Raw genomic sequence first — 26,421 nt, forward strand, 5'->3', positions numbered from 1 at the left:
ATTTACTCTCCCTTCCAATTTGATAAGGCATACTGCCATTATTTCGTAATTTTTGGGAGAGAAAATATTACATGCTCCACTCGTTGAAGACCAATAAGCATTAGCTCAGACTAATAAGCACTATTAGCCTTAACTTAAAGTGTTGAAAATAATAGGGCCACCGATGTGCTTGAACTCATCATCTCGTAAATTTTCGAATTCATAACCAGATAAATGATCATGTAAAATCTTCATAATATAGGCGTGAATATTATCTATCTTATCCAATCCAAAGGTTTGAGCAAAAAGAGCAATCTTTTCTTCAATATATGGATTATCAAAAATTCCTTCACTAAGCTTAGACTTTCCTAGAAAGTCCTTAAATTCTTCAATGGAAACACCCATTTTTCGAGAGTCATCTTTTTTAAATTTCTCTAAACTAAAATTAATAAAAGTAGAGAGAATAATGGCCTCAAAATCAATTGAATTCACATCGTAATTTAAATAGTAATTATCAGATAATAGTCCATCATCTTTTAATGAAAGATATGTTTCTTTTAACCCTTTTATAAAAGGCATAAGCTCTCTTAACAAGTTGCACTTACTTTGAAGCTTTCGCCAAACCTCAGCATTATTGACCACGACAATTTTGTTATCATCATCACGATACTTAACCAGATCACTAAAGAAATCATCGAGGAAAAGATCAAAAGATGCACCTAAGAAGTTATCTGTTGAGTCCTCCATAAGATTATTACGAAGGGCCTTTTTCACATCTTTTTGTAAGATGCGAATAAGAGAATTTCCAATTTTATATATATCTGTAAAATCAAAGTAATCAAAAAGACTTTCATTATCAAAAGATCTTTGTTCATTGATATAAGACATTCCAAGTAAGACAAGTTCTCGGTTTTGGTTTCCAATTCTTGTCATGGCCACTGGGCCATCTTTTAGAACGCCATAATATTCCATACTCGCATTGAGCATACGAATAAAGTTAAAATGAAGGTAGTTAAAACGCTTTTCATCTGAAACCTTTGAAAGTTCCTCATGAATACTTCCAGAGTTCTTTTCAAAAGCGATAATTGAGTTCTGATGAAGAGTTTGAAGCTTGCCAAGAGTAGAAATATTTCCAGTTAAGGGCTCTCTCTTTTTAATAAAGAAATCGATATGACTGATTGATGGGAATGCATTCATTACCTCTAGCGCATCAAAATAATCGACAAAACCATACTCTCTAAGCCTCTCTTTTTTGGCCTGGTATTGGTTCTCATTATAAATCATATAATCTTCAGAGATCATTTTAAAAAGATGCTGATAGGCCTTTTCGACTCCAACTTTTGTATAGAGATCACGAATTAATTGTCTTACTTCATCAACAATTTCATTTTCTTCATCAAATTCAAAAAGTAGTAAATTATCTTCAGTTAAGAAATAATTATCGTGGTCAGGGTACTCAGGATCTTCAACATCAAAAGTCCATACATTGAAGCGTCCCTTTAGAAAGAGAATAAATTGATCAGATTCAATAAACTCGTAACGAATATGATCATCTGGACTCTTAGCAACAGAGCTTACCCACGATGAGAATTCGTTAATGTCTAAGTCATCTTTTGACCAAAGATCAATATCGTAGAAAGTTTCTCTTTGCTCCTTTGATAAAAGGCTTAGAGCATGAGTCTTAACCTCAATTGGCAAGGCCTTAATAGAAACATAAAGAGGTTGAACAGGTAGTTTTTCAAGGCTTTCTCCCTTTGATATATAGCTATTAACTAATTCCATCGAAGTGTAGGCCTTAGATTCTTTAAGAATAAGGTTAATAACATCAGTATTAGGAAGCGATGCATTCTCCGGATTATTCTTAGAATTATCTTTTATTTCTTTCTTATTTTTTGAATCATTAGTCATATGCCTAATTTACGGCATTTGGTATAAGATGTTAATATTTATATTGGTTTGATAAGCACTTAGAAACACTGCATCAACAAAAAGAGGCTAAATTGGCTAAGTATATGAAAATTTGACTATAAATAATGCAATTAATATGATGAAGATCATGTTTTTTTACAAAAATATTATTTAACTTAAATAAGTGTTAAATTATGTTTGTAAGGAACGAGTAGGTAGAAAATGGCAGTTTTAGATAAGAAACAATGTGCAGATTGCCCATCAAAAGATATGGGAATTTTTTGTGGTCTAACTTTCCAAGAAGCAATGGAAGTTTCATCGACGACACACACATTAAAATTTAAACGTGGCCAAAGTATTTTCTCTCAGGGAAATAGCCCGGAAGGAATCTACTGCATTCAATCTGGAAATATAAAACTTACAAAAACTGGTCAAGACGGGAAAGAAACAATTATTAGAATTGTTACTCATGGTGATGTTATTGGTCACCGCTCTCTTTTTACAGCACAAGAATTTCACGGAACAGCTACGGCCCTTGATGATGTCGTGGTTTGTTTTATCGATCGCAATCATGTCCTTAAGCTAATCAATGATAAGCCATCAATCGCATTAGAATTAATTAACAAGCTTAGCCGTGATATGGGTGTTGCTGAAGAGCGCTCAAGTTCTTTTCATCAAAAAAATGTAAGAGAGCGTATTGCACAGCTTATACTGGAACTTTCAGACTCGCACGGTGTTGATCTTGGTAACGGCGAAGTTCAAATTAACCTCAAGCTTACAAGAGAAGAGATGGCAACAATGATTGGGACAGCGAATGAAACATTAATTCGCATCATCTCTGAATATCGAAAGGATGGCCTTATTGATCAAAATGGTAAATTGATCGTTATTAAAGATCGCAAAGAGCTACAAAAAAGAGCCGACGGGGTTCACTAATATTTTACTTAATTAAGTTTAAAGAATTGTTATTATAACGAAGAATTGAGAAATGGATTTTGAAAGGGCCCAGGCCCAAGAGCACTTAGTCGCAGCTCAAGATGGCATATGTCATCACTGCGGTGAACCTCTTGATGCCAATAACATTATCACATCAGAAAGTGATGGTAATGAGAGTGGTAAGAAACATCACTTTTGTTGTTACGGCTGTATGAGTGTCTATGGCCTACTTCATTCAAATAACCTACAAGAATTCTACCAATATCAAGATGTCCAGAAGTCTAAGAATCCAAAACTTTTACAAACAACAAGTAAAGAAAGTTACGAAAAGTTAAGTGATAAGTATCAATTTATGGATAAGAAAGAATTCTTAAATGACTTTATCACAATTGATAATGACAAGCTAAGAGTACACTTTCTAATAGAAGGAATTCACTGCCTTGCTTGTGTCTGGTTAATTGAGAGAATCTCTAAGCTACTGGACTTCATCGATCATGGCCAAGTTAATATTGGTAATAATGTCGCAAGCTTTACTATCGACACTAAGAAGCCTTATTCAATAGCAAAGTTGGCCGCTACATTAGAAGGACTTGGTTATCTTCCTCATGCTTATAATCCAGCATCAAATAAGAGTGTAAAACTTAGTAATCGTACAGAGATTTTAAGAATCGGTGTTGCTGCTTCGGCCATGATGAATATTATGATCTATGCGATTTCAAATTATGCAGGAGCAACTCATGAGTACGCTCGTCTATTTGATGGAATTAGTCTTGCTTTTGCCCTACCTGTTATTTTCTTTAGCGCAAAACCTATCTTTATTAGCAGTTTAAGCGCTATTAAACTTAAAAGTACAAGTGTTGATATCCCACTTGCTATGGCCATTGCATTTGGCTTTATCCTATCAACATATAATTTTCTAATTGGATCAGGTCCTGTATATTTTGATTCAATCACAACTTTAGTTTTCCTAATCTTACTATCGCGATTTGCTGTTAAGGTATTAACGCAAAAATCAATGTCCACAAAAGGTATCTCTTCTCTTTTCTACAATACAGGTGTGAAACTTGTTAAAGATGGAAAAGAAGAACAGGTTTACTCAAGTAAGATTGAAGTCGGCGATACAATTGTCGTTGAAGAAGATGAGCGCATAATTTTTGATTGTAAGTTATTGAGTGAAAAGGGAATTATTCTCAATACAATCAACACAGGAGAAAGCCACCCTATAGTTCTTAATAAAGGCGACAAAATTAAGGCCGGAGCAATTTGCATTGGCCCTAGTATGTCTCTTGAGGTTGAAGAAATAGGACTACAAACTCAACTAGGAAAGACACTAGAGAGAATTGAATCAAATTCAATCCAAAAGAACCCTGCTAATTTATGGGCCCAAAAAATTTCGAAGTACTTCACTATTGGAATTATCTTCTTAAGTACAATCGTTCTATTACAAGGCCTATATACAGGTAATCTTACAACAAGCTTTGAAAAGATCTTGGCCATTTTAATTGTAGGCTGCCCATGTGCTTTTGCAATTGCTACACCAATTGTTATTGCAACAAGAATTAATAAATTAAAATCAATTGGTATCTATATTAAAAATGAATCTTCTCTTGAAGAATTAAATAATACTAAGAATTTAATCTTTGATAAAACAGGGACTCTAACTAAAGGTGACTTTGCCGTTAATCACTTCATTAATAAGTCTCAATATAGCGATAATGAGATTCTTGCAATAGCACTAGGAATTGAGCGAAGTATTCAACATCCAATTGCCATTGCTATAAAGAAATATGCAAAATCGAAGTTAACAAAAGAGGAAGCAAATCAATACCAACTTATTGATGTTGTTAATATTTTAGGAAGCGGAGTTAGTGCAATCATTAACAAAGCTCAATATGAAATAAAAGCAATCACTCAACAAGAAAAAAATCTTATTGGATTATTTAAAGATTCAACTCTTCTTGCAACATTTGAAGTATCAGATAGCGTGAGAGCAGAAAGTATACAAGTCGTTAATTACCTTAAAGAAAAAGATATCGATATACACTTATCAACTGGTGATCATTCTGATTCTGCATACGATGTTGCAACAAAGCTTGGAATTAATCCAAAACATATCTACATCGAACAAAAGCCTGAAGAAAAGCTAACATTAGCAGCAAAGCTTCAGAATGTTACATTTATTGGTGACGGTGATAATGACGCCCTAGCAATGGTTAAGGCCAATACATCAATAGCAATAGGAGCAAGAGCAGATATGGCCATGAGAAGCTGTGATATCTACGTTGCTAATGATGATCTCTCTCCTATCCAAATTCTATTTCAAGTTGCTTCAAATGTAAGAGAAACATTAAGAAGAAATATCTTCTTTGCAGTAAGCTACAACATCGTAGGTATAAGCCTGGCCATGGCCAATATAATTACTCCTCTTTATGCGGCAATACTAATGCCACTAAGCTCTTTAACTGTATTGCTCTCTAGTACAATACCTCTTATTGGATTTGATAAGAGAATTTTAAAAATAAAGGGTGAAAGCTGATGGAAGTCATATTTGTTTTGTTACCTCTTGCGATAATGCTAGGTGTGGCGTTTCTAGTTTTCTTTATTTGGGCCGCAAAGAGCGGACAATATGATGACTTAGATACGCCATCAGTAAGAATGTTATTTGATGATGATAAAGATATTAAAACTGAGAAGAAAAAAAATCATATAAATGATGATGTTATAAACAAAAAGGAAGAGTGATTATGAGTACAAATCATGAAGCCCAATTAGAAGAGTTTTCGTACGACGACAAGATTTCGAAAGCCTTCTTAATGGCAACAATTCTCTGGGGTGCGATAGCTCTATTCATGGGAGTCTTTATTGCATTTCAACTAGCTTATTGGAAATTTAACCTTGGGCTAGAATGGACAACTTTTGGTCGTTTAAGACCACTTCACACTAATGCGGCGATCTTTGCCTTTGTTGGAAACGGGATGTTTCTTGGTGTTTACTACTCGACTCAGAGACTATGTAAAACAAGAATGTTCTCAGACTTCTTATCTTGGGTACACTTTTGGGGTTGGCAATTAATTATTGTTTCAGCTGCCATTACACTCCCACTGGGAATTACAACTGGTAAAGAGTATGCAGAACTAGAATGGCCAATTGATATTGCTATTGCAGTTGTGTGGGTTGTCTTTGCTGTAAACTTCTTTGGAACACTGATAAAGAGACGTGAACGTCATATGTACGTCGCTCTTTGGTTCTATATTGCAACGATTGTAACAGTAGCTGTTCTTCACATCTTTAACTCTCTTTCACTACCTGTAAGCTTTATGAAGTCTTATCCGGTATATGCAGGGATTCAAGATGCACTTGTTCAGTGGTGGTATGGCCACAACGCCGTTGCCTTCTTTTTAACAACTCCATTTCTAGGGATTATGTACTACTTCATTCCAAAAGCGGCCAATCGTCCGGTTTATTCTTACCGTCTATCGATTATCCACTATTGGTCTTTAGTATTCATTTATATTTGGGCAGGTCCTCACCACCTACTCTACACTTCAGTTCCAGACTGGGTACAAACACTAGGGATGACTTTCTCTATTATTCTATGGATGCCTTCTTGGGGTGGGATGATCAACGGTCTTCTAACTCTACGAGGAGTATGGGATAAAGTACGTACAGAACCAATGCTTAAATACTTTGCCACTGCTGTAACTTTCTACGGAATGGCAACATTTGAAGGTCCTCTACTGTCAATCAAATCAGTAAACTACATTGGACACTTTACTGACTGGGTAGTTGGTCACGTACACGCAGGAACGATTGGTTGGAACTACATGATGATTGCTGGGGTAATCTACTTCTTAGTTCCAAAATTATTTAAAACAGAAATCTATTCAAAGAAAATTGCAAACGCACAATTCTGGCTAGCAACAATTGGACTTCTACTTTATATGATGTCGATGTGGGTTGCTGGTATCACTCAAGGTCTAATGTGGCGTGCAGTTGATGCTTCAGGAAAACTTGTTTATCCAAACTTTATTGAAACAGTAGTAAAAGTTGTACCTATGTATTGGGTAAGAGCTTTTGGTGGTGTATTCGTTCTAGTTGGTTTCTTCTTAATGATTTTTAATATTTGGATGACATATAGAAAATCAAAATGGGTAAACCAAGATAAAGAAGAAGCAGAAGAAGTATACAAAGCAGCTCCTTTATCAGCACAACCTGAAGAAAAAGATGCAGATAGCCACCGTAAGCTTGAAGGTTTACCAATGGTATTTACTGTACTTACTCTTCTAGCGATTCTTGTTGGTGGTGCTGTCGAGATTATTCCATCAATTCTATCGGATCGTTTTGTAGAAAAAGATCCACGAGTAAAACCATATACTCCACTTGAATTACTTGGACGTGATATCTACGTAAAAGAAGGTTGTTATGTATGTCACTCTCAACAAATTAGACCAACTGTTTCTGAAAAGCTTCGCTATGGTAACCCATCAGTAGCGGCCGAATCAGTATATGATAGGCCATTTCAGTGGGGATCACGTCGTATTGGTCCAGACCTTGCTCGTGTGGGTGGAAAGTACAACGATATGTGGCACTATCGCCATATGATCAATCCACGTGAAGTAACAGCTGGATCGATTATGCCAAATTATGATTGGTTAACTAAAAAGAAAGTAAACTTTAAAATGCTTCCAAAGAAAATGAATGCAATGATGGCACTTGGAACTCCTTACACTCCTGAGCAAGTAACTCGCTCAATTGACGATGCGATGGCACAAGCTCAAGAGATCGCACAAGGTCTAAGTGAGAATGGTGTTTCGATGAAAGTTGCCGATAAAGAAATCGTTGCTCTAATCGCCTATCTTCAAAGACTTGGTATTGATACTAAAGAAGAGGCAGGAGAATAGAGATGAAAACAGAAGCAATGCAAAACATGCCATGGGAATGGATGCCAACATTAGCACTTCTAATTTTCTTTACGATCTTCGTAGCAGTCCTGGCCTGGTCACATCGACCAGGCTCTAAAAAGCTCTACGAAGAAGTGGCAAACAATGCCCTTTCTGATGGCGAAGCCGTCAAAAATGAAAACAAAGGAAGCAACAATGAGTAACGAAAACAAAAATAGCAAGAGCGAAAATATTGTTTTAGAAGATGAAAAACATCTAGTCCTCGATCATGACTACGATGGGATACAAGAGCTTAATCACCCACTTCCAAGTTGGTGGAGTGGACTTTGGGCGCTTTCTTTCATTTTCTCAATCCCTTACTTTATGTATTATGTTTTAATGGATGGTCCAACACTACTTGAAACGTACAAAAAAGATATGCAGGAAATGCAAAAAGTTATTGATGCAGAAGCTGCAAACACAGCAAATTTTGATATTGAAGTTTATAATAAATATGTTGAAACAGATGCTGCAAAAGAGCTTGGAAACACAGTATTCATTGATAACTGTGCTGCCTGTCACCTTGAAGATGGTGGTGGTGATATCGGTCCAAACTTAACAGATAAGCACTGGAAAAATATTAAGAAATTTGCGCCAGAACAAATCTATAGTTTCATTGTTCATGGTAACGTTGATATGGGGATGCCTGCATGGGGAGAAGTTCTAAGTAAAGAAGATATTATGGCCGTAACTGACCATGTAATTCAGCTTCAAGGAACAACTCCAGCTAAGGCAAAAGAGCCTCAAGGTGAAATACTAGATTACTAAAGAGAAGAAAATGGCAAATAAGAACCAATTTGAATTACACGACTCACGCCTAGGCACAGTGGATGAAAAAGGTCACCGTGTCTACCTCTTCCCAGAAGAGGTAAAAGGCTTTTGGCGAACAAGGCGTGAGATATTCTATTGGTTCTTAATATTCTTTTATCTCATCTTGCCGTGGATTTATATTCAAGGAGAACAAATGATTCTCCTTAATATCCCGGCAAGAGAGTTTTCATTTTTTACATATAAATTCTATGCTCATAATGCACCAATCCTTATATTTGTCATTCTTGGCTTCCTCTTCTTTATTGGATTCATCACAAGTATCCTTGGAAGAGTATGGTGTGGTTGGGCCTGTCCTCAGACAGTATTTATCACTTCAATTTTCCTCAAACTAGAGGCACTAATTGAAGGAAAGCCAAGACAAAGAAAAAAACTTAACGATTCTCCATGGAACAAAGAAAAAATCATTAAGAAATCACTAAAGTGGATTGTCTTTACGATTGTTTCTCTTCATATTTCTCATACATTTCTCGGCTACTTCGTAGGAACACACCACCTTGTATCAGTCAGTTTCCAAAACCCGGCCGAAAACTTCACTCTATTTTCTATTATGCTCTTTTTGACTGCATTATTTCTTTTAGACTTTGGCTGGTTTAGAGAGCAATTTTGTATCATTGCTTGTCCTTACGGAAGAATGCAATCAGTAATAATGGACGATAACTCGATGGCAATTCTCTACGATGAAAAACGTGGGGAGCCGAGGCGTCAGCCAGGGATGAAGCCTAACGAGCACGGTGACTGTATTAACTGCTATGCATGTGTAAAGGCCTGCCCGACAGGTATTGATATTAGACGTGGTGTTCAACTTGAATGCATTGCTTGTACTAATTGTATTGATGCATGTGATGATATCATGGTGAAAACAAAGAGACCCAAGGGTTTAATTCGCTACGATACTCAAAGTAATATGGAAGGCAAAGGACGCCATATTTTTTCATTTAGAAATATCGCTTATCTTATTGTCTTAATTGGACTTTTAATCGGCTTTATTTTCAGTGTCTCAATGTCACAAGGAATTACGACTACTGTCCTCAGAGGTCCAGGTACACCTTTTAGAGTACAGTCAGATACAAAGACATTAAATCATTTCCAAATTGTTTTAGAACAAAGTGGTGATATAAAAACTCATAATGTGAAATTTGCTATCGAAGGTGTTGATAAAGAAAACTATGAGATAAAAATGCAAAGAAACCCTTTTGAGTTTACGACAACTCACAAGAGACAAAACGTATTTATTGTCTTCGATAATAGTATATTAGAAAAAGGAAGTCGTAAGTTTACTTTTATCATTACTGATTTAGATACAAATAAAGTTATAAAAAAAGAGGCGGTACTCGTTGGACCAACTAAGTAGTCTCCAAGGCATTTCTCCATATCTCATTATAAGCGCAGGCTTAACAATGGGACTTGTGGCAAATTTCCACTGTGTGGGAATGTGTGGTGGCATAACAATGGCCGTCTCAAGAAATGTCGGTCAAAATCTCTCATACCAATTGGGAAGACTACTAGGTTACCTATCAGTTGCACTAATTATTCCAACTCTAGGTTTTACTCTACTTGACTTTAAAGGCAACCCTTACTTAATGCTTTTTTCGAGTCTAAGTATTGGACTCATTCTTATATGGATGGGTGCAAAGAAAGTCTTTAAGTTTAATAATTTTAAATTTGCTGCAAAGATCTCTCAAAAGCTTCATCAATTGAACGCAAGGCTTTGGCCTGCAATATCAAAGAAGGTTGGAAATAGGCCTTACCTATTTAACTTTTCTATTGGAAGTATTAGCGTCTTACTTCCTTGTGGTCTACTTTGGGCGATGCTAGCTCTTGCTATCAGTGCAGCTTCCCCTGCCCTTGCGGCCCTATTTGTTTTCTTCTTTTGGCTTGGAACTTTACCTGGTTTAGTTTTTGGCCCAACACTTATTCAAAAAATTAAATTCCCGGCCAAGGTGCAAATGGGAATCCCATACTTATTTCTAATCATTGGAACGGTGACAATTGCATATCGAGTATATACAATGTGGAACCCCCAAGCTGGAGCCCCACTATGTCATTAAATATAAAGAAAATTATTATGAAATTCTTTCGTGACCCTGATTACTATGCATTCAACTTTCTGATCTTCACAGTAATCATTCTCTTTCCATGCTTACTAGTCGCCCTAACTGCGAAGTACTGGTAGAGCAACCTTACTTGCAGTCGCGCATACGCTGAAGTAGTTCACTATCTTGTGCTTGAATCTTAGGTCTTAAGTATTCAACGACAGATGAGTTTTCTTGTAGAATACGAACAAGTCGACATAAGAAGACATTATCTTCACGACTCTCCACAACTTGCCACGATTGTACGACATTATTAGTCTCATAGAATAATTTGAAAAAGAGTTCTTGGTATTTAAGTTTTACATCTCTTCCGGCCTGTGCTGACAACTGCTCACCAATGGACTCATCATGAATGGAGAAATTCCAAGTTAATCTGTCTCCACTTCCAAGGTCTAGAGTTCCCTCATATGTTTTAAAAAAAACACCTTTCTTTGTGATACGAACAAGTTTTCCTGAACGATAACCATCAGACTTAGGGTAATTTAGAATTCCCCACCCCAGTAAACCTGCTAGAATGACTAAAATAAAAACAATAAAATAGACCTTTTTTTTCACTGAACACCCTCTTTAGTGTGGGTGCCATGCACCTTTTGTTACGCAATTGCGAAACAAAAGGTGCATGGCACCCTTCATTTATTCTATTGTATCCGCAAAAAACTAATTTTGTAAAAATTAAGACCTCTTAAGTTGGTCAAAGTTTCTCACTGCATTAAATTACTCATGGTACTCAGAAAACGCTCGAGGTAAAAATTGTTCAACTTTATTGACCCATCAGACACTCAGGCCGTTATTCCTATTCTGGGATTATGCCTACTTCTATGTCTTATTGTGGCCAGGTTTTCGAAGAATATTGGGATTCCAAAAGTCTCTGGTTTCATTATCTTGGGCATACTACTTGGGCCATATGTAAGTGGTGTGATAACTCATGAGTTCTTAGAAAAAACAAGTTACCTCTCCGATCTTGCCCTAGGACTTATTCTATTCAATATAGGTGGCGAGTTTAATAAGTATCTTTTGAGGCGTATATCAGAGCAGGTTGTGAAAGAATCACATATAAAAGTTGCCCTCATGTTCTTCTTTAGTTTTATTCTCTTTGCCATCACCCTATTGATTTTTTCTTCCTTCACTTTTAGTAATATCCTTATTATTTCATTTATGCTTGCTGTTATAAGTGTTGAAGCGGCTCCCCCTACAACAGTTCTTGTTATGAAAGAGTATAATAGCCATGGGCCATTAACAGATGCAATCATGATTCACCTAGGAATTGTCACTGGTGTTACAATCATTGGAACTTTAATCTTTACTGCTATCTTTGAGGCCACAGGTGTTTGGCCATCTTTTGATACTCCATACGAGACCATCTTAAGTATGGCCAAGGTCATTTTTGGCTCTATTGCTATCGGTGTTGTTCTAGGAATCCTACTTGCCTGGCTAGAGAATTTTGAAAATAAAATTGGAAACTTTCTCTTTTCAATTGTAACAATGCTGATATTTGCGCAAACCCTTACTTATTTTTTAAACTTGAACGTCCTATTGGTTTCCTTAGTGATGGGCTTTACCATCACTCAGGCTTCTTCCAAAGGTCGCCTCATTCATACTACCGTAAGAGATATGGGAAGCTCCCTCTATGCAATTTTCTTCGTCTATGCTGGTACCCATATCAATATTGCAGGTATTATCTCAGAGGGCGCTCTCTATGTTCTCATGTATATAGTCGTTAGAGTAATTTCAATTTACTTTGCTAATAAAGTCTTTGCCTATCGTGTAAAAGAAAATGACTACCACAATCTTGGCCACTGTCTATATTCACATGCAGGTACGGCCATAGCGGTTGCAATGGTTATTGGAGAAATCCCACATGTAACAAGTGAAATCATCTTTCAAACAATAATCTCTAGTATATTCATATTTGAGTTAGCTGGTCCCCTTATCCTAAAGGAAACATTGAAGCGAAGTGGAGAGATATCAGTGGAGATGATGAACGATGCTGCAAGTCGTTACGGCCCAGATCAAACACGAAGTTTCTTTAAAATTACGAAAGATTTCATTGATAATAGTATTTCCGCCCTTAAAAAGTAGGAATATACTGAAATATCTTTGTCAGGATTTACGTTGTGAGTTAAGATGTAGACATGGATACAACCTCAATGACTGCTAATGAACAAGACACTTGTGAAGTGAAAGCAAGTGAGACAGAAAATACAGATAAGAATAACGATAAGAAAGAAGAGATAACAAAAACTCGTAAAGACCTTCACATGCCGCGTCGTATCTTCCATTTCTCGATGGGAGTTATTGCAGGAATGATTTATAAGCACTTTCTTACTCACACTCAGGCCGTGCATATCTTAGGGGTGGCCACGTGTCTTTTCTATATTCTTGAACAAATTCGTTTAAACTATCCAGAAAACAAGTTAACAAAACTTGGTTCAAAATATCTTCTAAGAGCAGAGGAGCAACTTAAAGAATCGGCATCAATGCCTTATCTCATGGGGCTACTTCTTACAATTTTAACATTTCCAAAAACTATTGCACTTGTGGCCATCTTTACACTAGCAGTATGTGATCCATTAAGTGCCATTATTGGAATTCGATTTGGTAAGACAAAGTTAGCGCCTAATAGATCTCTTGAAGGTACTGTTGCATTTCTTATTGCAACTCTAGCAATCCACATTGGTGTACTTACAAGTGTTTACACTTTTGATGTGAAACTCGCATTAGTATGTGTTTTTAGCTCAATTGTCGTAACCGGTTTTGACTTCTTAGACTTTAAAATTGATGACAATCTCACAATTCCACTTGTGACAGCTTCTTCAATTTGGGTATTTCTTGCATTGATTATGTAGAAGAGAGAAGCTTAGAAGATTCCAAACCTCTTTTTCTTTTTAATTTGCTTGCGGCGATAATAAGGCTCTTTTCGAGAGTTAATTATTTCAATTTTTCTCTCGATTAAATCCTCATTTAAGAATTCACTTAAGTAATCTTCCAGGACTTCCATATTGACCTCATCTAAGAGAGTGAGATCTTCTTTTTTTATCGAGATAAGAATATTTTCCATATTCATCCATTCAAAGAATGAAATATTTTCTAAAACAATTTCACGGGCCAAGTCCACACTACTAGAATTCACTTTTAATATCTCCTCGCCCCTACTATTATATGACATATGGAAAATAATACTAGCCGAATAAATGTCCAAACGACTTTACCGATTGACTATATTGAGATGGGAAATAAGAACGCCGAGCAAACTCTACTTGTCTTGCACGGCTTTGCCCAAAATGCGCAGCAAATAAAAGAGACATTAGTTGATAAATTAGCAGATAAAGTTAAAGATAAGTTTCGAATCCTTATCCCTAATGGCATCCTTCCCATTCCAAAGATAAGACCAAAAGTTATTCATTATCGTTATAGTTGGTACTTCTTTGATCATAGTAAGGGTAGTTATCATATTGATATGCAGGCACCAATTATGGCCTTAGAAAACTTTCTAAATACATTAAATGTGCCTATGAATACAGTGAGTTTGATTGGTTATTCTCAAGGTGGGTATCTTGCTCCGATTATGGCCTCGTCGATAAGCGGGATTAAGTCATCTATTGCCATTAACTCAAATACTAGGGTTGATAAATTAGGGCAAAATAAAGACTTCACTCACCTTTCAATTCACAATGAGGGAGACCCTGTTGTTGAGTATGAGAACTCTTTTAAAAGTTTTGAAAAACTGAAGACAATCATTTCAAATGCACAATACAAGAGTTTTAAAATTAACTCTCACGAGCTGCAAGAAGAAAATATTAAATACCTATCAAGTTACCTCTTAGAAATCTAAGAGTAGCTTTAAGAATTCTTTTCTAGCATTCACATCAACGGCCCTTTCAGTATTAAAATGAACGTGGCCTGGGCCCTTATGAAATTGAACAGACCACATGGCCTCAGAAGAATATGGCAGAATGCTATAGCGAGAATCTACTATAGTGTTATTCTTTCCCCAATGTAGGTAGCCACTAGTAAAGTGCTTAAAGCGTTCATAATCATAAGAGAACTTTTTTGAATCATAATGCTTGAGTAAGTTTTCAATCTCATCCTCTTTTACAATCTTTGCGCTTTCATGTTTTGGATAAAGTTTAATCTCGCCAAAAGGAATACTTTTTACAGCATAGAATTTCGCTTGAGACTGATCTAGAACAATAGATCTCCATACGACATTATTAAAGATTGTTGGTTTAACCATAAAGCGTGTTGTTTCATTATTAATTAGCGATTTACTAATCAAAAACTCAGTCACCCTCTGCTTTTGGTAAAGGCCTAGACTCATAAACAAACAAAGATAAGTAATGGCCGCTATATTAAATCGTATATCTTTAAGCCTAATAGCGACTAAGACAAGAATCACAAGCGGTATTGTGCAAAGAGGATCAATGACTGCAACACCATTTAGAGCAACACGCATATCACTGAGTGGCCAAAAAAGCTGTGTCCCGTAATTAGTAAAAGCATCAAGAGTTCCATGAGTGGCATAACCTAGGAAAGTATAGAGATAACTTCTTTTAATTGGCACTCTAAATAATCGCAAGAATAAACTGACGACAAGAGCACCTATGGGAATAAAGAAAATGGAATGAGTAAAATGGCGATGAAATTGTACGTGAAAAAGAGGATCACTAGCTGAGCGAATTAATACATCTAAGTCCGGAGCTAATCCCCCCAGAGCACCCCACAAGGCAATGGCCTTAAAGCTTGGGCCAGACTCCTTTTCAGTCGTCTTAGTTTTCTTTCTACGTATGCTTCCAAGAGCTGCCATTGTTCCCACAACGGCTTGAGAAACTGGATCCACCTATAAACCTCATATTTTTAAATTCACTCGCTTATGATACCATATTCCCATGGATTTTCTAAAAGAGCTTACAGGTTCACATTCAATAAAAAATATCTGTGTCTTAAGTGGTGCAGGTATCTCAAAAGAGTCAGGTCTTAAGACTTTTCGTGATCAGAATGGCCTTTGGGAAAATCATGATATTTATGAAGTGGCCTCCCCCTTGGCCTTTAAAAACAATCCCACTTTAGTTTATGAATTCTACAATCAAAGAAGACGTCAGCTTTTAAGCGATGAGGTAACTCCCAATGCTGCCCATATAAAACTTGGTGAACTTGAAGCAAGTGGTGAGTATACAGTTAATATCATTACGCAAAATGTGGACAACCTCCATGAATCTGGTGGCTCAAAGAACGTCTATCATATGCACGGAGAACTTCTAAAGGCCCGCTGTATAAAAACGGGTCGTGTCTATCAATGGCTTGACGATTTAACTGGCGAAAGTCGCTGTGAGTGTTGTCATACAAAGGGCAATCTTAGGCCAGATATTGTCTGGTTTGGAGAAGTCCCCCATCATCTCGATGAAATCCAACAGATCTTACTTGATTGTGACTTATTTATCTCTATTGGAACGTCAGGTTTAGTCTATCCAGCGGCCAACTTTGTAACTATGGCCAAAAGCGCTGGTGCATACTGTCTTGAAATTAATCCCCATCCAACTAATAACGCTCAATTATTTGACTACACAATAGATAAGACTGCGACAGAGGGCGTCATAAAAATAGTTGAGAACTTATTACATATCTCTTAAATTAACTTTTATTTTCGTTATGCGTTCGTTATAAGTGGCCAATTACATTGGAGAGGTCATGAAGAAAATAATAGCAATATTAATGCTAGCTACTAGTTTTTTTGCAAATGCGCAGACGCTACGTGAGCAATGTGAAAATGCATATTATGCAACAGGTTACGTAAAGTTACATCAATATAAGATTGTCGTTAATTGGGCAAGAATCTCAGACCACGCACTTGTGGAACTTGAAAATATCTTATACTCAGATAATTTTAAAGTTTTAAAAGAAAAAGAATTACCAAATTACAAAACATTATATGTATTAAAAGAATCTAATGGGGAAGATGCCTATTACTACGAAGCGGCACTAGCAAAGCTAGAGTCTCTAACTGGGAATAAAGCATCTTGTGTGTATGATCTATAAGGGGAAAAATATGAAAGGATTATTAGTAGCAGCTACTTTAGTATTATCAGTAAATGTTTCAGCAAGCGTTTTAAAAGTTTGTGCAAAACAAGCAAATGAAGTTTGTAAAGAAATAACAAATAAAGATGATTTCATGGCATGTCATAATGCAATCATGGACTCATGTTTAAACGGGCCATACTATGCATCAGGAAATAAGTCGATGCCATGGTGTTACGATGAGTGTGCACTTGTTGCTGACGAAGCTCAAAGAAATCTTTGTTACGAAACTTGTAACGAAAAATAATTTTAAAAATTTAAAGATTATATTTGAACAAAGAAAAGGGCATCATTGATGCCCTTTTTTATTTTTAGAATTATTTATTTTTCAACAATGGCAACGACTCCCATCCCACCTGCTGTACAGATTGAGATGAGTCCTCTTCCACCGCCTTTTTCATTAAGCATTTTAGCAAGGCCTGCCACAATTCTTGCGCCAGTAGCACCAAATGGATGTCCAAGAGCAAGTGATCCACCTTTAACATTTAGCTTCGAGCGATCAATTGATCCAAGTGCCCCATCAAGCCCTAGTTTTGTTTTACAGAACTCTTCATCTTCCCAGGCTTTTAAAGTACAAAGAACTTGAGCAGCAAAGGCTTCATGAATTTCATAGAAGTCAAAATCTTGAAGAGTAAGGCCTGCTCTTTTTAAAAGTTTAGGAACGGCATAAACAGGGGCCATAAGAAGCCCTTCTTCTTCAATAAAATCAACTGCAGCAGACTGGCAAGTTGTAAAGTAAGCTTGAATCTCTAGATTATTTTCTTTTGCATATTCTTCACTACATAAGAAAACGGCAGATGCTCCGTCAGTAAGAGGAGTTGAATTTGCAGCAGTTAATGTCGCCTTATCAGACTTCTCAAAGGCCGTTCTCAAGCTTCCCATTTTTTCAACTGTCGTATCCGCTCTTAAGATCCCATCCTTTTCTAATCCCTTAAATGGAACAACGAGATCACTATAAAAGCCTTCGTTATATGCACGATCTGCATTTTGATGAGACTCCCATGCTAATTGATCTTGTTCACTTCTTGGAATCTGCCAACGTTGCGCCATAAGTTCACAACTTTGTCCCATCGAAAGACCTGTACGAGGCTCTTTTACAGCAGGAAATGAAGGCTTTAAGTCCGCTGGACGAATACTCAATAAAGCCTTGATACGATCACCTGTTGAACGAGCATAATTTGCTTTACTCATAGCATCTGAGAAATTCTTAGAGAACTCAACTGGAATATCACTATTTGTATCAACACCACCTGCAATACCGCATTCAATTTGTCCTGTAGCAATTTTCATGGCGATAATATTAGAGGCCTCAAGAGATAGGCCACAAGCTTTTTGAATATCTGTTGCAGGAGTATGAAATGAAAGCCCTGCTTCAATTGTACATTCACGGGCCAAAGAAAAGTCATAAGCATGCTTACTAACAGCTCCAAGAACAACTTCACCAACTTCTTTTCCCTTTAAATTCATTTTATCAACAAGACCTTTAAGGGCCGCTGTCATTAGTTCCTTATTAGAAACTCCTTGATACTTTGTTCCAGAGCGAGCAAATGGAATTCTCGAACCTGTAACGATACATACTTTTCTTTGATTCATAACTTTCCCTTTATATTATGATGTTAATTAGGATTAATAAGGCTTTTTAATTCGAAAACTATCTTACGATAACTACTTAAATGAAAAAAGTCATCGAGCTCTAATAATATCGAGTTAAGCTTTAGTTTTTCACGATTCTCAAGACACTTAAGAATTTCAACGACATACTTCTCAATAACAATAAAACAAATTGCTAAAGGAGAAAGATTGGATGTGTAGACATCAGGGAATCCAATTCCATTTAATGCCCCATGATGTTGGCGTACAATAACATCAATACCACTAGGAATCCCTGAGATTTCCTGTAGAAGTGTTGTACACATATTTGCATGCTCTAATACAAGCTTCTTTTGATTTGCTGTAATATCGGCCAAGGCCAAGTCTTCAGAGTCGTGAATCTTTAGTAACTCCTCATCTCTTAAAACAATGTCGTGAAAGAAACAGATATAACATACCTTATCCATAGTTTGCTTTAATTGGTCACCACGCCCCCAGCCGAGATTTGGAATAATCTGATAAAAGAATAAACTTATAAGATAATTTCTTTTAAAGGCATAAGATGTTTCATTTTCAAGTAATCCTCTTAAAAGTGGCATTAACTTTTTAGAGCCAGCAATAGTCTTTTGCATGGCCACAATTGAAGTCTTAGCAAGTTTAACAGTCTGAGGAGTTATTCCCATATCATTTAATAAATTCTGAGAGATCTCATAAGTATCAGAACTTGTTTCTAATACCTTACTTCCCTGCTTAAAAGCTTTAACGACTTTACTTAATGATTGAGATAAAATTTGTCCCATTAATTTTTCAAAGTCTTCCTTTTGAACATAGAAATGAGTTAGATTATTATCTTCATAACGACGAACGATATCCTTATCTAGAACATCATCGGCATAAATACGCTTAACGTAGTGATCCTCACCTGTTTTAGTCATTTTAATATAAATATCACAACAAGGATTTGATAATTGATAGAAGTTGGATATCTCAACCTGGATATAATCAGGCATTTTAAGATGCCTTAACTCTTCTTCAGTAACACCAAGGCTCTTGATTAACTGAAGACTCACGTCTCTTAATGAAAAGCGTGAAGGTAGACTGACATAATTTCCATAGTCAACTTCCACTTCACCTAAGATAATGATTGGCTTTTTAATTGAATGATCGATAGAGTAGTTAATTAAGTTTCTACCAGAAGTAACATTAAAGCCTTCCTTATCAGTATACTTATTTTCACAAAGAATGCCGTCAAAAGTAGATAACTCTTTTGGTGATTTAATCTCTTCAAAATGTCTAATCGACTCAACTTCAAATGAGTATTCATTTGAGAGATATTCTCGCAAGCTAGATTGAACACCTTGATCTGAGTGTATAATAAGTATTCTTCTCATTAGAACGATCTTTTTCTAAATAAATAATTAAATAAAAATCCCCATGCACTTAAAGTTGCAACTAAATGAATTAGACCAAATATTATACTCTTAACTTTTTCACCATCAAGCTCGGCCCCAAATGAAAGCATATCAGAAATAGCAGAAACTTCACCAATACGTGGTAAGATTCCATAAAAGATACTTCCAAATATAGATGATATATTAAAGCCTGTGATAACAGGGTTTCCACTGCTAATATATGCATAAGTTCCGATTGAAGCCAGAACATAAAATAAAGTTAATAATAAAGTCCCAATTTTATTAAAGTATAAACTTAAAAAACAGCTTACAAACATAATGATTATAATCTGTATAAAATGGGGAATAAGTGAAGCAATCATACTTATGACTGGTAAGTCCATTCCCTTAGGAAGTAGATTATTTACACTTAAAATAATCATACCAATAACAAGAATTATAACAAGATAAAGAAAGCTTAAGATCCCTCCCCCAAGCATACGGTTTAAAACATATGAAGAACGTTTAATTGGTAATGCTAAGATCTGAGAAATAACTCCACTTTCTAAATCACTTTTAAAGATATTTGCAGCGATAAGGGCCGCCACAAGTTTTGCACTTAAGCTAATGACCCAAATAACAACTGTCATACTAGCATTTGCTAGATATGTACTAAAGCCAGACTCTTCTATTTCAATTTGTAATGTATTGGTTAAAACGCCACCTAAGTACATAACTACAAATGTTAGAACAAATAAAAAGATAACTGACTTATTTCTTATTTCTTTTTCTACTGTATTTTTAATTAATGTAAAATTTATTAAATTAAGCATGTTCACTTCCACTATCATTTTTAACTAAATCATAGAAACGCTCTTCTAATGAGATATCCCCTCTTACTTCATTTAGAGGACCTTGAGCTTTGACTTGACCGTTATTTAGAATAATTACCTTTGTTGCAAACTTCTCGACCTCAGAAAGAATATGAGAGTTGATTAAAATCGTCTTTCCTTGTTGTGATAATTCAAGGCAGATATCTTTTACATCTTTAATTCCAATTGGATCTAGGCCAGAGAAAGGCTCATCTAAAATGATAAGCTCCTTATTGGCAACGACAGCAATACAAAGACCAACTCTTTGCATTTGTCCCTTAGAAAGTTCTTTTAATTTCTTCTTTTCAAACTTATCAATCGATAACTTCTTTAAGGCCTCATCAATTCTTCCATTTACTTGAGACTTTTCCACACCGTGAAATTCAGCAAAGAACTTAAGTGTTTCTTTTACTGTGAAATAATCATAAAAATTAAACTTCTCTGGAAGATAAACGAGACTTGCTCTCGAGCGTGGATCCTTAGAAGACTTTCCAAATATTGTAATCTCACCCGAATCAGCGCTTATTAAATCCAACATACATTTTACAAATGTCGTTTTCCCTGCTCCGTTTGGCCCTAGCAATGCCACAACATCGCCATTTTCAACACTTAAAGAAAAATCACTTAAGGCCAATTGGTCACGATATCTCTTCGATACACCTCGTACATCAATAACACTCATAGATAACCTTTATTTTAGAACTGTTTTAGAATTAATACTTCTTGGACGTTTGTCCTCATCAATAGCAACATATGTGAAAACACCACTTGTTACTTTAACTCGTTCTGTTTCAAATTTACGAACAACCCAAGCCTCAACCTTTACAGACAAAGAAGTATTTCCCTCTTTGACAGTAGAGCAATAGCAACAAAGAATATCCCCAACACCAACAGGCTGAATAAACTTCATGGCCTCAATTGCGATTGTGGCAGTTCTTCCGTTACATCTTTTTCCTGAATAGATTGCACCTGCAATATCCATTTGAGAAAGAACCCAACCTCCAAAAATATCACCATTATGATTAGTATCACATGGCATTGTTAGAGTTCTTACTGAAAGCTCACCTTCAGGTTGAATATTTTCTTGCTCGTTTTGAGTTTCACTATTTTTTCCCACCATTTATATCCTTTTAAAATTCGATATAATTATAATAACATATACTTATCATCATAATTTAAAAGGTAGCTCAATGCTAGAAAAGAAAGAATTGCAACTCATTGGACAGGCCGTTGTTTTCAGTACTGTTTTTATTGTCATTTTAAACGGAGCATATCTGTCGGATATTTTTGCAAAAGATGGTATCGTCTCAAGGATATTAATCCTATTAGGTGGAGACTTTATTAAAGGCGGCTATATACAGTGGTTAACCTATATGGCATTTATTTGGTCTTATAAAGAGATCAAATCTTTAAAGGCACAAATTAAAGCTGAAAAATCATATTTTAAAGCAAATCTTTTACCGACTAATGAAGGTCACCTTTTAATGGCAAATGAAGTCATTGAAATTGGCCGAAATGTTAAAGAATTTGAAAAGAAATACTCAAAAACTCTACTTACTCAATTAATAAAAAATTCTTGTGCAAAGTTTCGCTCTTCAAAAAGTATTTCAGAAGTCTTAGAAGTTATTAATATTATCACTGATCTTCATCGCGATAATTCTGAAACAGAACAATCAAATATTCGCTATCTACTGTGGGCCATTCCTTCTCTTGGTTTTATTGGAACTGTTCTAGGTATCTCAAGTGCATTGATGATTGCAAATTCAAAAGATATGAATCTCATTACAGCAACACTTGGTGTAGCTTTCGATACAACACTTGTTGCACTAATCTTAAGTATTATTCTCATGTGGTTATTTCATGACCTACAAAAGAAAACAGACAAATTCCATATGAAAACAAAGGAATATGTCATTGAAAACCTTGTTAATAAAATCGAAGTATAAGGAAGTCTATGCGCCGCCAAAGAAAGTCCATCGACGTCTTTAATATTTCATTTCTTGATCTACTTTCTGGTGCCCTCGGTGCTGTCATTATTTTATTTATTGTCGTTCCAAAAAATGAAAATCCAGTTGCCCAAAAGCCACCACAAAAGCAAGAGGTCTGTGTCGATAACTCACAGGCACTAGATCAATGTCAAAAAATTGTAGCGCAACAACAAGACCTTATAAAAGAGCTAAATCAAAAACTTAAGGAAAGTATAAAACCTAAGAAAGAAGATAGCGTTGAAAAGATCACTAAGAAGCAAGATGATACATCAAATACTAATGATGTAGGATTTAACTTTAAAGGAAAGAATGTTGCCTTTGTCATTGATGTTTCTGGATCAATGGCAACAGATGACCGTATAGGAGAAGTAAAGGCTGGCCTTAAAATGTTAATTGCCTCAATGGGTAAAGACTATAAAGTTGATATCATTTATTATCCAGGCCCTAATCGCTCATCATATTATTCTCTTTGGGGTGTTTTACAAAGCCTTCATAATCTAAAAGTAAAAGAAGAAGTATATGGGTTTCTTACTAGGCTTACTCCAAATGGTACGACACCAACTAGAGCAGCTTTAATGTACACCCTCGATCAATATTCTGATCTAAGTGATATTGTCTTATTGAGTGATGGCTCACCAACAAAGTCAGGAGCAACAGCATCTCCCGATAATATCGATGATATCGTCAAACAGGTCACGACTAAGAACCGTCTTCGCAAGGTTCAGATTAATGCTATCGGAGTAGGGGCCAAAAACTTCAGTAAATCCTCTAACTTATACAAATTCCTAAGAAACTTAACAAAATCCAATAACGGTTTTTTCTATGGCTTCTAAAGTTGGCGAAATTTACGATTTTTCATAACTAGAATTTTTATGGAAAAAATGGGTTAAGACTCTGTAATCATTCAATTAACTTCCCAGTATCTACTGCAAATTACACAAAATTGACATAATATTGTCAATGAACGCTTCCAAGAAACAAACATTTATCAATTACATGGCCCGTGCCTTAACACGTGCCTGTTTCTCAGCATTACTTTTAGGGGCCACGGTCCTTCTAAGTTCATGTGCAGGTCCTATGAATCCATTTGGAAGTGACACTCTATCTCTTATTAATGATCGTGATGATTTTGAGAATTTACAAGCATTTACAAAGATCTTAGATGAGCATATTAACTTTGATAATGTTGGTACAAGTACTATCGGAATCGAATTCTTCCCAAAAAAGCAAAACCGTCATTCCATCTATGACTTATACGTAAAAATAAATTCAACAAGAGGTAAGCTAAATCCAGATAATATCGTTATCTTTTGGAATGGAAAAAATGTTACCTCAAGTTTTAAGCATAATAATAAAGTTATCTTTCAAGATGAAAAGAATATCATCTATAAGATAAATCGATTAAGCCTACCTGCTAGACTTACTACGGACATTAAAGTTGGATATCAATATCGCGGAGAAATTAGATCTCTTTATCGATATGAAGAACCTTCATGTCGTCAAGCATCTAAAGAGAAGATCAAAATATCTTCTACTGATCCTTTTAATGTAAAAGATAGCTTTATTGAATTAGTTGAAAAAGAAGCAAATAAGGAAAAGACAAACCCTTCTATGCTTCTTGGCCTAATTGCACAGGAATCTGGTTTTAATTATCGCTCAGTAAGTTCGGCCAAGGCCATAGGCCTTACACAAGTAACAGATGCAGCAAGCCAACATGTTATTAAAAAGCATGATAAATGGAAGGTTGATAAAAGAATTGAAAAGCTTCCTTATGGTGTTGTTAAATTCTTAGTTAGAACAGGAAAAATTAATTATAAAAATGACTGGCGTCTTAATAAGAAAAAGTCTGTTATAGGTGGCCTTGAATATATTAACTACCTAAAAAAGTACTGGAGAGGAAATTTTGATCTGATTCAAAAGTCTTATCCAAAAATTAAGACAGTGAGATCATTTGAAAAAAGCCAATTATTCACTGATCTTATTCTAGCAAGTTATAACTCAGGCCCATTTCGAGTAAAGTCACAGCTAATAAAACTAAGTACAAATTGGCGTCAATCAGATCGCCTAAAAGAAGCAAAGAATTATATTAATAAAGTAAATAGCTACTGTTATCACTTTAGCCAAAATCAAGAACAAGGAGAAATCCATGAAGATCAAGCCGTTAATCTTTAACGTTTATGCATTTGTATTTTTAGCAATTGCTGTAAGTATACCAGTCCAAGTAATGTTCCTCTATGGGTACAACGCAACAGATATTGGTGCAATCTGGTCCAAGATGACATTCTTTAATTTAATGGTCATGGCATCTTGCTGTATTAATGCATACTTCTCATTCACGGCCCAAAATGATATAAAGTGGAGCTTCCCTCTTTCAATTGGTTTTGTTTGTTTAAATAATTCGATTGTTCTCGTTTATGGAAATGATTTTGAAGCAGCGACAGTTATTTTATCGACATTCGCATATATCTTAATGACCTCATATTTTATTCTAAGTCAGGATACAAATGTAATTAACTCACCAGCTGCTCAGTGGTGGAAGACGGCCCTAAGATATAAGGCACCACTACCAACAAAAGTATCTTCAACAGATATTCCAATTAACTTAGGTAATACTTTTGATATCTCTAGAACTGGAGCCTATATTTCTTATAATGTTCCAACTCAAAAGGATATTTTCTCATGTGGTGATGTTTTCACTTTTAATATTGGTGAGGAGCTAGAACTTAAGGCAAAAGTAGTTAGAAAGTCTATGGCCGTAGGACGTTACCCAGAAGGAATGGGCGTACAATTTATCGACCTTGGCGTTAGCGAGAGAATCCAACTTGAGAAGCTTTTAAACAGTCTTAGAGACAGTGTAGAAGAAGAAAATAAAGAGTACCAACAATTTAATAAAGCTGCTTAAAACACGTTTTTAAGTGGCCTGATAACCAAGCGCTTGATTTCAATAATAACAGGACCTTACGGGGTCCTGTCTTTTTATTTACACGTAAATTCTACAATAACCTATCAAGAATTCATAAATGGCCGTAAAAACATCTCATGCGCAGATTTATAACTCTTATTAGTCTATTTATTCTTTCAACCTCAATACTTGCTGGCGAAATCACACCGCTAGGACCAGAGCGATCTCTTGAATTAAGACAAAAGCTAATCGTCCTAATGAAGAAGAATAAAAAGACTCTTTATTACAAAGAAGCAAGACTACATCTATTTAATGAAATCTATGCTTATTATAAAGAAGGAAGTGAGAATAACTTTATAAGAGATATCTACTGTGAAGTTGAATACCAGAATAATGTTGATATCTTTATGGATAACGATGACCTTCCTGATGGAAATGTTTTAAATACAGAACACACTTGGCCAAAGTCTCGTTTCTTTGATTATGGTCCGCAAGTACCTCATCATCAAAACACTTATGATGAAATGGTATCTGATATGCATCACCTCTATCCAACTGACTCATTAGTAAATCAAAAGCGTGGTGATCACTTCTTTGGAGAAGTCGATCAGGAAAATAAAGGCCAATTATGTGAAGCTTCCAAAATGGGACAAAACTCTAAATACCCTCAAGTACAATTCTTTGAGCCACCTGATGAAGTTAAAGGTGATATTGCAAGAGGCCTCTTCTACTTTGCTGTAATGTATGAGCTTCCAATCGACGATAGAGAAGAAGAGTTTCTAAGAGCTTGGGACAAACTTGACCCTGTTTCTTCTTTTGAAAAATTTAGAAATGAAATGGTTGAAAAGTATCAGGGTAACCGTAACCCATTTATCGACTACCCTGAATTAATAAAATTAATTCCTAATCTATAGGCCTA

The 26,421-nt window shown here is 35.7% G+C and carries 29 protein-coding genes; 20 read left to right on the forward strand and 9 right to left on the reverse strand.

Translation table 11 applies throughout. The annotated features are described in order from the left end of the window. Positions 1-129 precede the first annotated feature (129 nt). Positions 130-1,887, reverse strand: coding sequence for a DUF6178 family protein (locus DAY19_RS13050; protein ID WP_115363156.1), 1,758 nt, complete (start codon positions 1,885-1,887; stop codon positions 130-132). A gap of 222 nt (positions 1,888-2,109) precedes the next feature. Here DAY19_RS13050 and DAY19_RS13055 point away from each other — a divergent pair, with 222 nt between their 5' ends. The 9 genes from DAY19_RS13055 to DAY19_RS15455 are packed head-to-tail and all read left to right on the forward strand — an operon-like array spanning position 2,110 to position 10,767. Beyond that, positions 2,110-2,823, forward strand: coding sequence for a Crp/Fnr family transcriptional regulator (locus DAY19_RS13055; RefSeq protein ID WP_115363158.1), 714 nt, complete (start codon positions 2,110-2,112; stop codon positions 2,821-2,823). A gap of 52 nt (positions 2,824-2,875) precedes the next feature. Further along, a complete protein-coding gene (locus tag DAY19_RS13060; protein WP_115363160.1) occupies positions 2,876-5,359 on the forward strand; it encodes a heavy metal translocating P-type ATPase in 2,484 nt (827 codons plus the stop codon). Then, positions 5,359-5,565 carry a cbb3-type cytochrome oxidase assembly protein CcoS gene (ccoS, locus tag DAY19_RS13065; protein WP_115363162.1) on the forward strand — a complete coding sequence of 69 codons (207 nt, stop codon included), beginning with the start codon at positions 5,359-5,361 and terminating at the stop codon, positions 5,563-5,565. Before DAY19_RS13060 ends, ccoS begins: the two co-directional genes overlap by 1 nt. Before the next feature lie 2 nt (positions 5,566-5,567). Then, positions 5,568-7,724: a cytochrome-c oxidase, cbb3-type subunit I gene (gene ccoN, locus DAY19_RS13070; RefSeq protein ID WP_115363164.1), complete on the forward strand. Its 2,157-nt coding sequence runs from the start codon at positions 5,568-5,570 to the stop codon at positions 7,722-7,724. Positions 7,725-7,726: 2 nt separating this feature from the next. Next, a complete protein-coding gene (locus tag DAY19_RS13075; protein WP_115363165.1) occupies positions 7,727-7,927 on the forward strand; it encodes a cbb3-type cytochrome oxidase subunit 3 in 201 nt (66 codons plus the stop codon). After that, the gene (locus DAY19_RS13080; RefSeq protein WP_158536908.1) at positions 7,920-8,531 is read left to right on the forward strand and encodes a c-type cytochrome; all 612 of its coding nucleotides are present in this window, start codon (positions 7,920-7,922) and stop codon (positions 8,529-8,531) included. Before DAY19_RS13075 ends, DAY19_RS13080 begins: the two co-directional genes overlap by 8 nt. Before the next feature lie 10 nt (positions 8,532-8,541). Next, positions 8,542-9,945, forward strand: a complete 1,404-nt coding sequence (gene ccoG, locus DAY19_RS13085; protein ID WP_115363169.1) for a cytochrome c oxidase accessory protein CcoG — start codon at positions 8,542-8,544, stop codon at positions 9,943-9,945. Beyond that, entirely contained in the window at positions 9,929-10,642 is a 714-nt protein-coding gene (locus DAY19_RS13090) for a sulfite exporter TauE/SafE family protein (protein ID WP_115363171.1), read from the forward strand. The genes ccoG and DAY19_RS13090 overlap by 17 nt, the downstream gene beginning before the upstream one ends. Then, positions 10,633-10,767, forward strand: coding sequence for a hypothetical protein (locus DAY19_RS15455; protein WP_255509249.1), 135 nt, complete (start codon positions 10,633-10,635; stop codon positions 10,765-10,767). Before DAY19_RS13090 ends, DAY19_RS15455 begins: the two co-directional genes overlap by 10 nt. A gap of 7 nt (positions 10,768-10,774) precedes the next feature. Here the strand turns inward: DAY19_RS15455 and DAY19_RS13095 are convergent, their stop codons facing one another. Continuing rightward, the gene (locus tag DAY19_RS13095) at positions 10,775-11,242 is read right to left on the reverse strand and encodes a hypothetical protein (protein WP_115363172.1); all 468 of its coding nucleotides are present in this window, start codon (positions 11,240-11,242) and stop codon (positions 10,775-10,777) included. A gap of 195 nt (positions 11,243-11,437) precedes the next feature. Here DAY19_RS13095 and DAY19_RS13100 point away from each other — a divergent pair, with 195 nt between their 5' ends. Together DAY19_RS13100 and DAY19_RS13105 are read left to right on the forward strand one after the other, a co-directional pair. Further along, positions 11,438-12,766, forward strand: coding sequence for a cation:proton antiporter (locus tag DAY19_RS13100; protein WP_115363174.1), 1,329 nt, complete (start codon positions 11,438-11,440; stop codon positions 12,764-12,766). Between the two features lie 53 nt (positions 12,767-12,819). Next, positions 12,820-13,533, forward strand: a complete 714-nt coding sequence (locus DAY19_RS13105; RefSeq protein ID WP_115363176.1) for a diacylglycerol/polyprenol kinase family protein — start codon at positions 12,820-12,822, stop codon at positions 13,531-13,533. 11 nt (positions 13,534-13,544) lie between these two features. On the opposite strand, the gene DAY19_RS13110 is transcribed toward DAY19_RS13105, so the two are convergent. Beyond that, positions 13,545-13,817, reverse strand: a complete 273-nt coding sequence (locus DAY19_RS13110) for a hypothetical protein (protein ID WP_133296971.1) — start codon at positions 13,815-13,817, stop codon at positions 13,545-13,547. 36 nt (positions 13,818-13,853) lie between these two features. Between DAY19_RS13110 and DAY19_RS13115 the strand changes: the two genes are divergently transcribed. Beyond that, complete coding sequence (locus tag DAY19_RS13115; RefSeq protein WP_115363180.1) at positions 13,854-14,519, forward strand: hypothetical protein; 666 nt, start codon at positions 13,854-13,856, stop codon at positions 14,517-14,519. Here the strand turns inward: DAY19_RS13115 and DAY19_RS13120 are convergent. Beyond that, positions 14,508-15,524 carry a metal-dependent hydrolase gene (locus DAY19_RS13120; protein ID WP_115363182.1) on the reverse strand — a complete coding sequence of 339 codons (1,017 nt, stop codon included), beginning with the start codon at positions 15,522-15,524 and terminating at the stop codon, positions 14,508-14,510. The genes DAY19_RS13115 and DAY19_RS13120 overlap by 12 nt on opposite strands. A 49-nt stretch (positions 15,525-15,573) precedes the next feature. Here DAY19_RS13120 and DAY19_RS13125 point away from each other — a divergent pair, with 49 nt between their 5' ends. The 3 genes from DAY19_RS13125 to DAY19_RS13135 are packed head-to-tail and all read left to right on the forward strand — an operon-like array spanning position 15,574 to position 17,006. Next, the gene (locus DAY19_RS13125) at positions 15,574-16,314 is read left to right on the forward strand and encodes an NAD-dependent deacylase (RefSeq protein WP_115363184.1); all 741 of its coding nucleotides are present in this window, start codon (positions 15,574-15,576) and stop codon (positions 16,312-16,314) included. A 58-nt stretch (positions 16,315-16,372) separates the two neighbouring features. Further along, entirely contained in the window at positions 16,373-16,720 is a 348-nt protein-coding gene (locus DAY19_RS13130) for a hypothetical protein (RefSeq protein WP_115363186.1), read from the forward strand. 10 nt (positions 16,721-16,730) lie between these two features. Beyond that, a complete protein-coding gene (locus DAY19_RS13135; RefSeq protein ID WP_115363188.1) occupies positions 16,731-17,006 on the forward strand; it encodes a hypothetical protein in 276 nt (91 codons plus the stop codon). A gap of 74 nt (positions 17,007-17,080) precedes the next feature. Here the strand turns inward: DAY19_RS13135 and DAY19_RS13140 are convergent, their stop codons facing one another. Genes DAY19_RS13140 through DAY19_RS13160 form a run of 5 tightly spaced genes read right to left on the reverse strand, consistent with a single transcriptional unit; the run spans position 17,081 to position 21,732 of the window. Next, complete coding sequence (locus tag DAY19_RS13140) at positions 17,081-18,352, reverse strand: acetyl-CoA C-acetyltransferase (RefSeq protein ID WP_115363190.1); 1,272 nt, start codon at positions 18,350-18,352, stop codon at positions 17,081-17,083. 23 nt (positions 18,353-18,375) lie between these two features. Continuing rightward, a complete protein-coding gene (locus DAY19_RS13145) occupies positions 18,376-19,740 on the reverse strand; it encodes a hypothetical protein (protein WP_115363192.1) in 1,365 nt (454 codons plus the stop codon). Further along, positions 19,740-20,573 carry an ABC transporter permease gene (locus DAY19_RS13150; RefSeq protein ID WP_158536909.1) on the reverse strand — a complete coding sequence of 278 codons (834 nt, stop codon included), beginning with the start codon at positions 20,571-20,573 and terminating at the stop codon, positions 19,740-19,742. The genes DAY19_RS13145 and DAY19_RS13150 overlap by 1 nt, the downstream gene beginning before the upstream one ends. After that, on the reverse strand, positions 20,566-21,294 hold the full coding sequence (locus DAY19_RS13155; protein WP_115363197.1) for an ABC transporter ATP-binding protein: 729 nt from the start codon (positions 21,292-21,294) through the stop codon (positions 20,566-20,568). The genes DAY19_RS13150 and DAY19_RS13155 overlap by 8 nt, the downstream gene beginning before the upstream one ends. Before the next feature lie 9 nt (positions 21,295-21,303). Continuing rightward, entirely contained in the window at positions 21,304-21,732 is a 429-nt protein-coding gene (locus tag DAY19_RS13160) for an acyl-CoA thioesterase (RefSeq protein ID WP_115363199.1), read from the reverse strand. A gap of 70 nt (positions 21,733-21,802) precedes the next feature. Between DAY19_RS13160 and DAY19_RS13165 the strand changes: the two genes are divergently transcribed. The 5 genes from DAY19_RS13165 to DAY19_RS13185 all read left to right on the forward strand — a co-directional run bounded on the left by DAY19_RS13165 (position 21,803) and on the right by DAY19_RS13185 (position 26,416). Further along, a complete protein-coding gene (locus DAY19_RS13165; protein WP_115363201.1) occupies positions 21,803-22,558 on the forward strand; it encodes a MotA/TolQ/ExbB proton channel family protein in 756 nt (251 codons plus the stop codon). 8 nt (positions 22,559-22,566) lie between these two features. Further along, complete coding sequence (locus DAY19_RS13170) at positions 22,567-23,433, forward strand: vWA domain-containing protein (RefSeq protein WP_115363203.1); 867 nt, start codon at positions 22,567-22,569, stop codon at positions 23,431-23,433. A gap of 127 nt (positions 23,434-23,560) precedes the next feature. After that, a complete protein-coding gene (locus tag DAY19_RS13175) occupies positions 23,561-24,772 on the forward strand; it encodes a lytic transglycosylase domain-containing protein (RefSeq protein ID WP_133296972.1) in 1,212 nt (403 codons plus the stop codon). Then, on the forward strand, positions 24,747-25,502 hold the full coding sequence (locus DAY19_RS13180; RefSeq protein WP_115363207.1) for a PilZ domain-containing protein: 756 nt from the start codon (positions 24,747-24,749) through the stop codon (positions 25,500-25,502). The genes DAY19_RS13175 and DAY19_RS13180 overlap by 26 nt, the downstream gene beginning before the upstream one ends. 137 nt (positions 25,503-25,639) lie before the next feature. Further along, on the forward strand, positions 25,640-26,416 hold the full coding sequence (locus DAY19_RS13185) for an endonuclease I family protein (protein ID WP_115363210.1): 777 nt from the start codon (positions 25,640-25,642) through the stop codon (positions 26,414-26,416). Positions 26,417-26,421 lie beyond the last annotated feature (5 nt).

It is taken from the genome of Halobacteriovorax vibrionivorans (assembly GCF_003346865.1).
In the GTDB taxonomy this organism is placed as follows: Bacteria; Bdellovibrionota; Bacteriovoracia; order Bacteriovoracales; family Bacteriovoracaceae; genus Halobacteriovorax_A; species Halobacteriovorax_A vibrionivorans.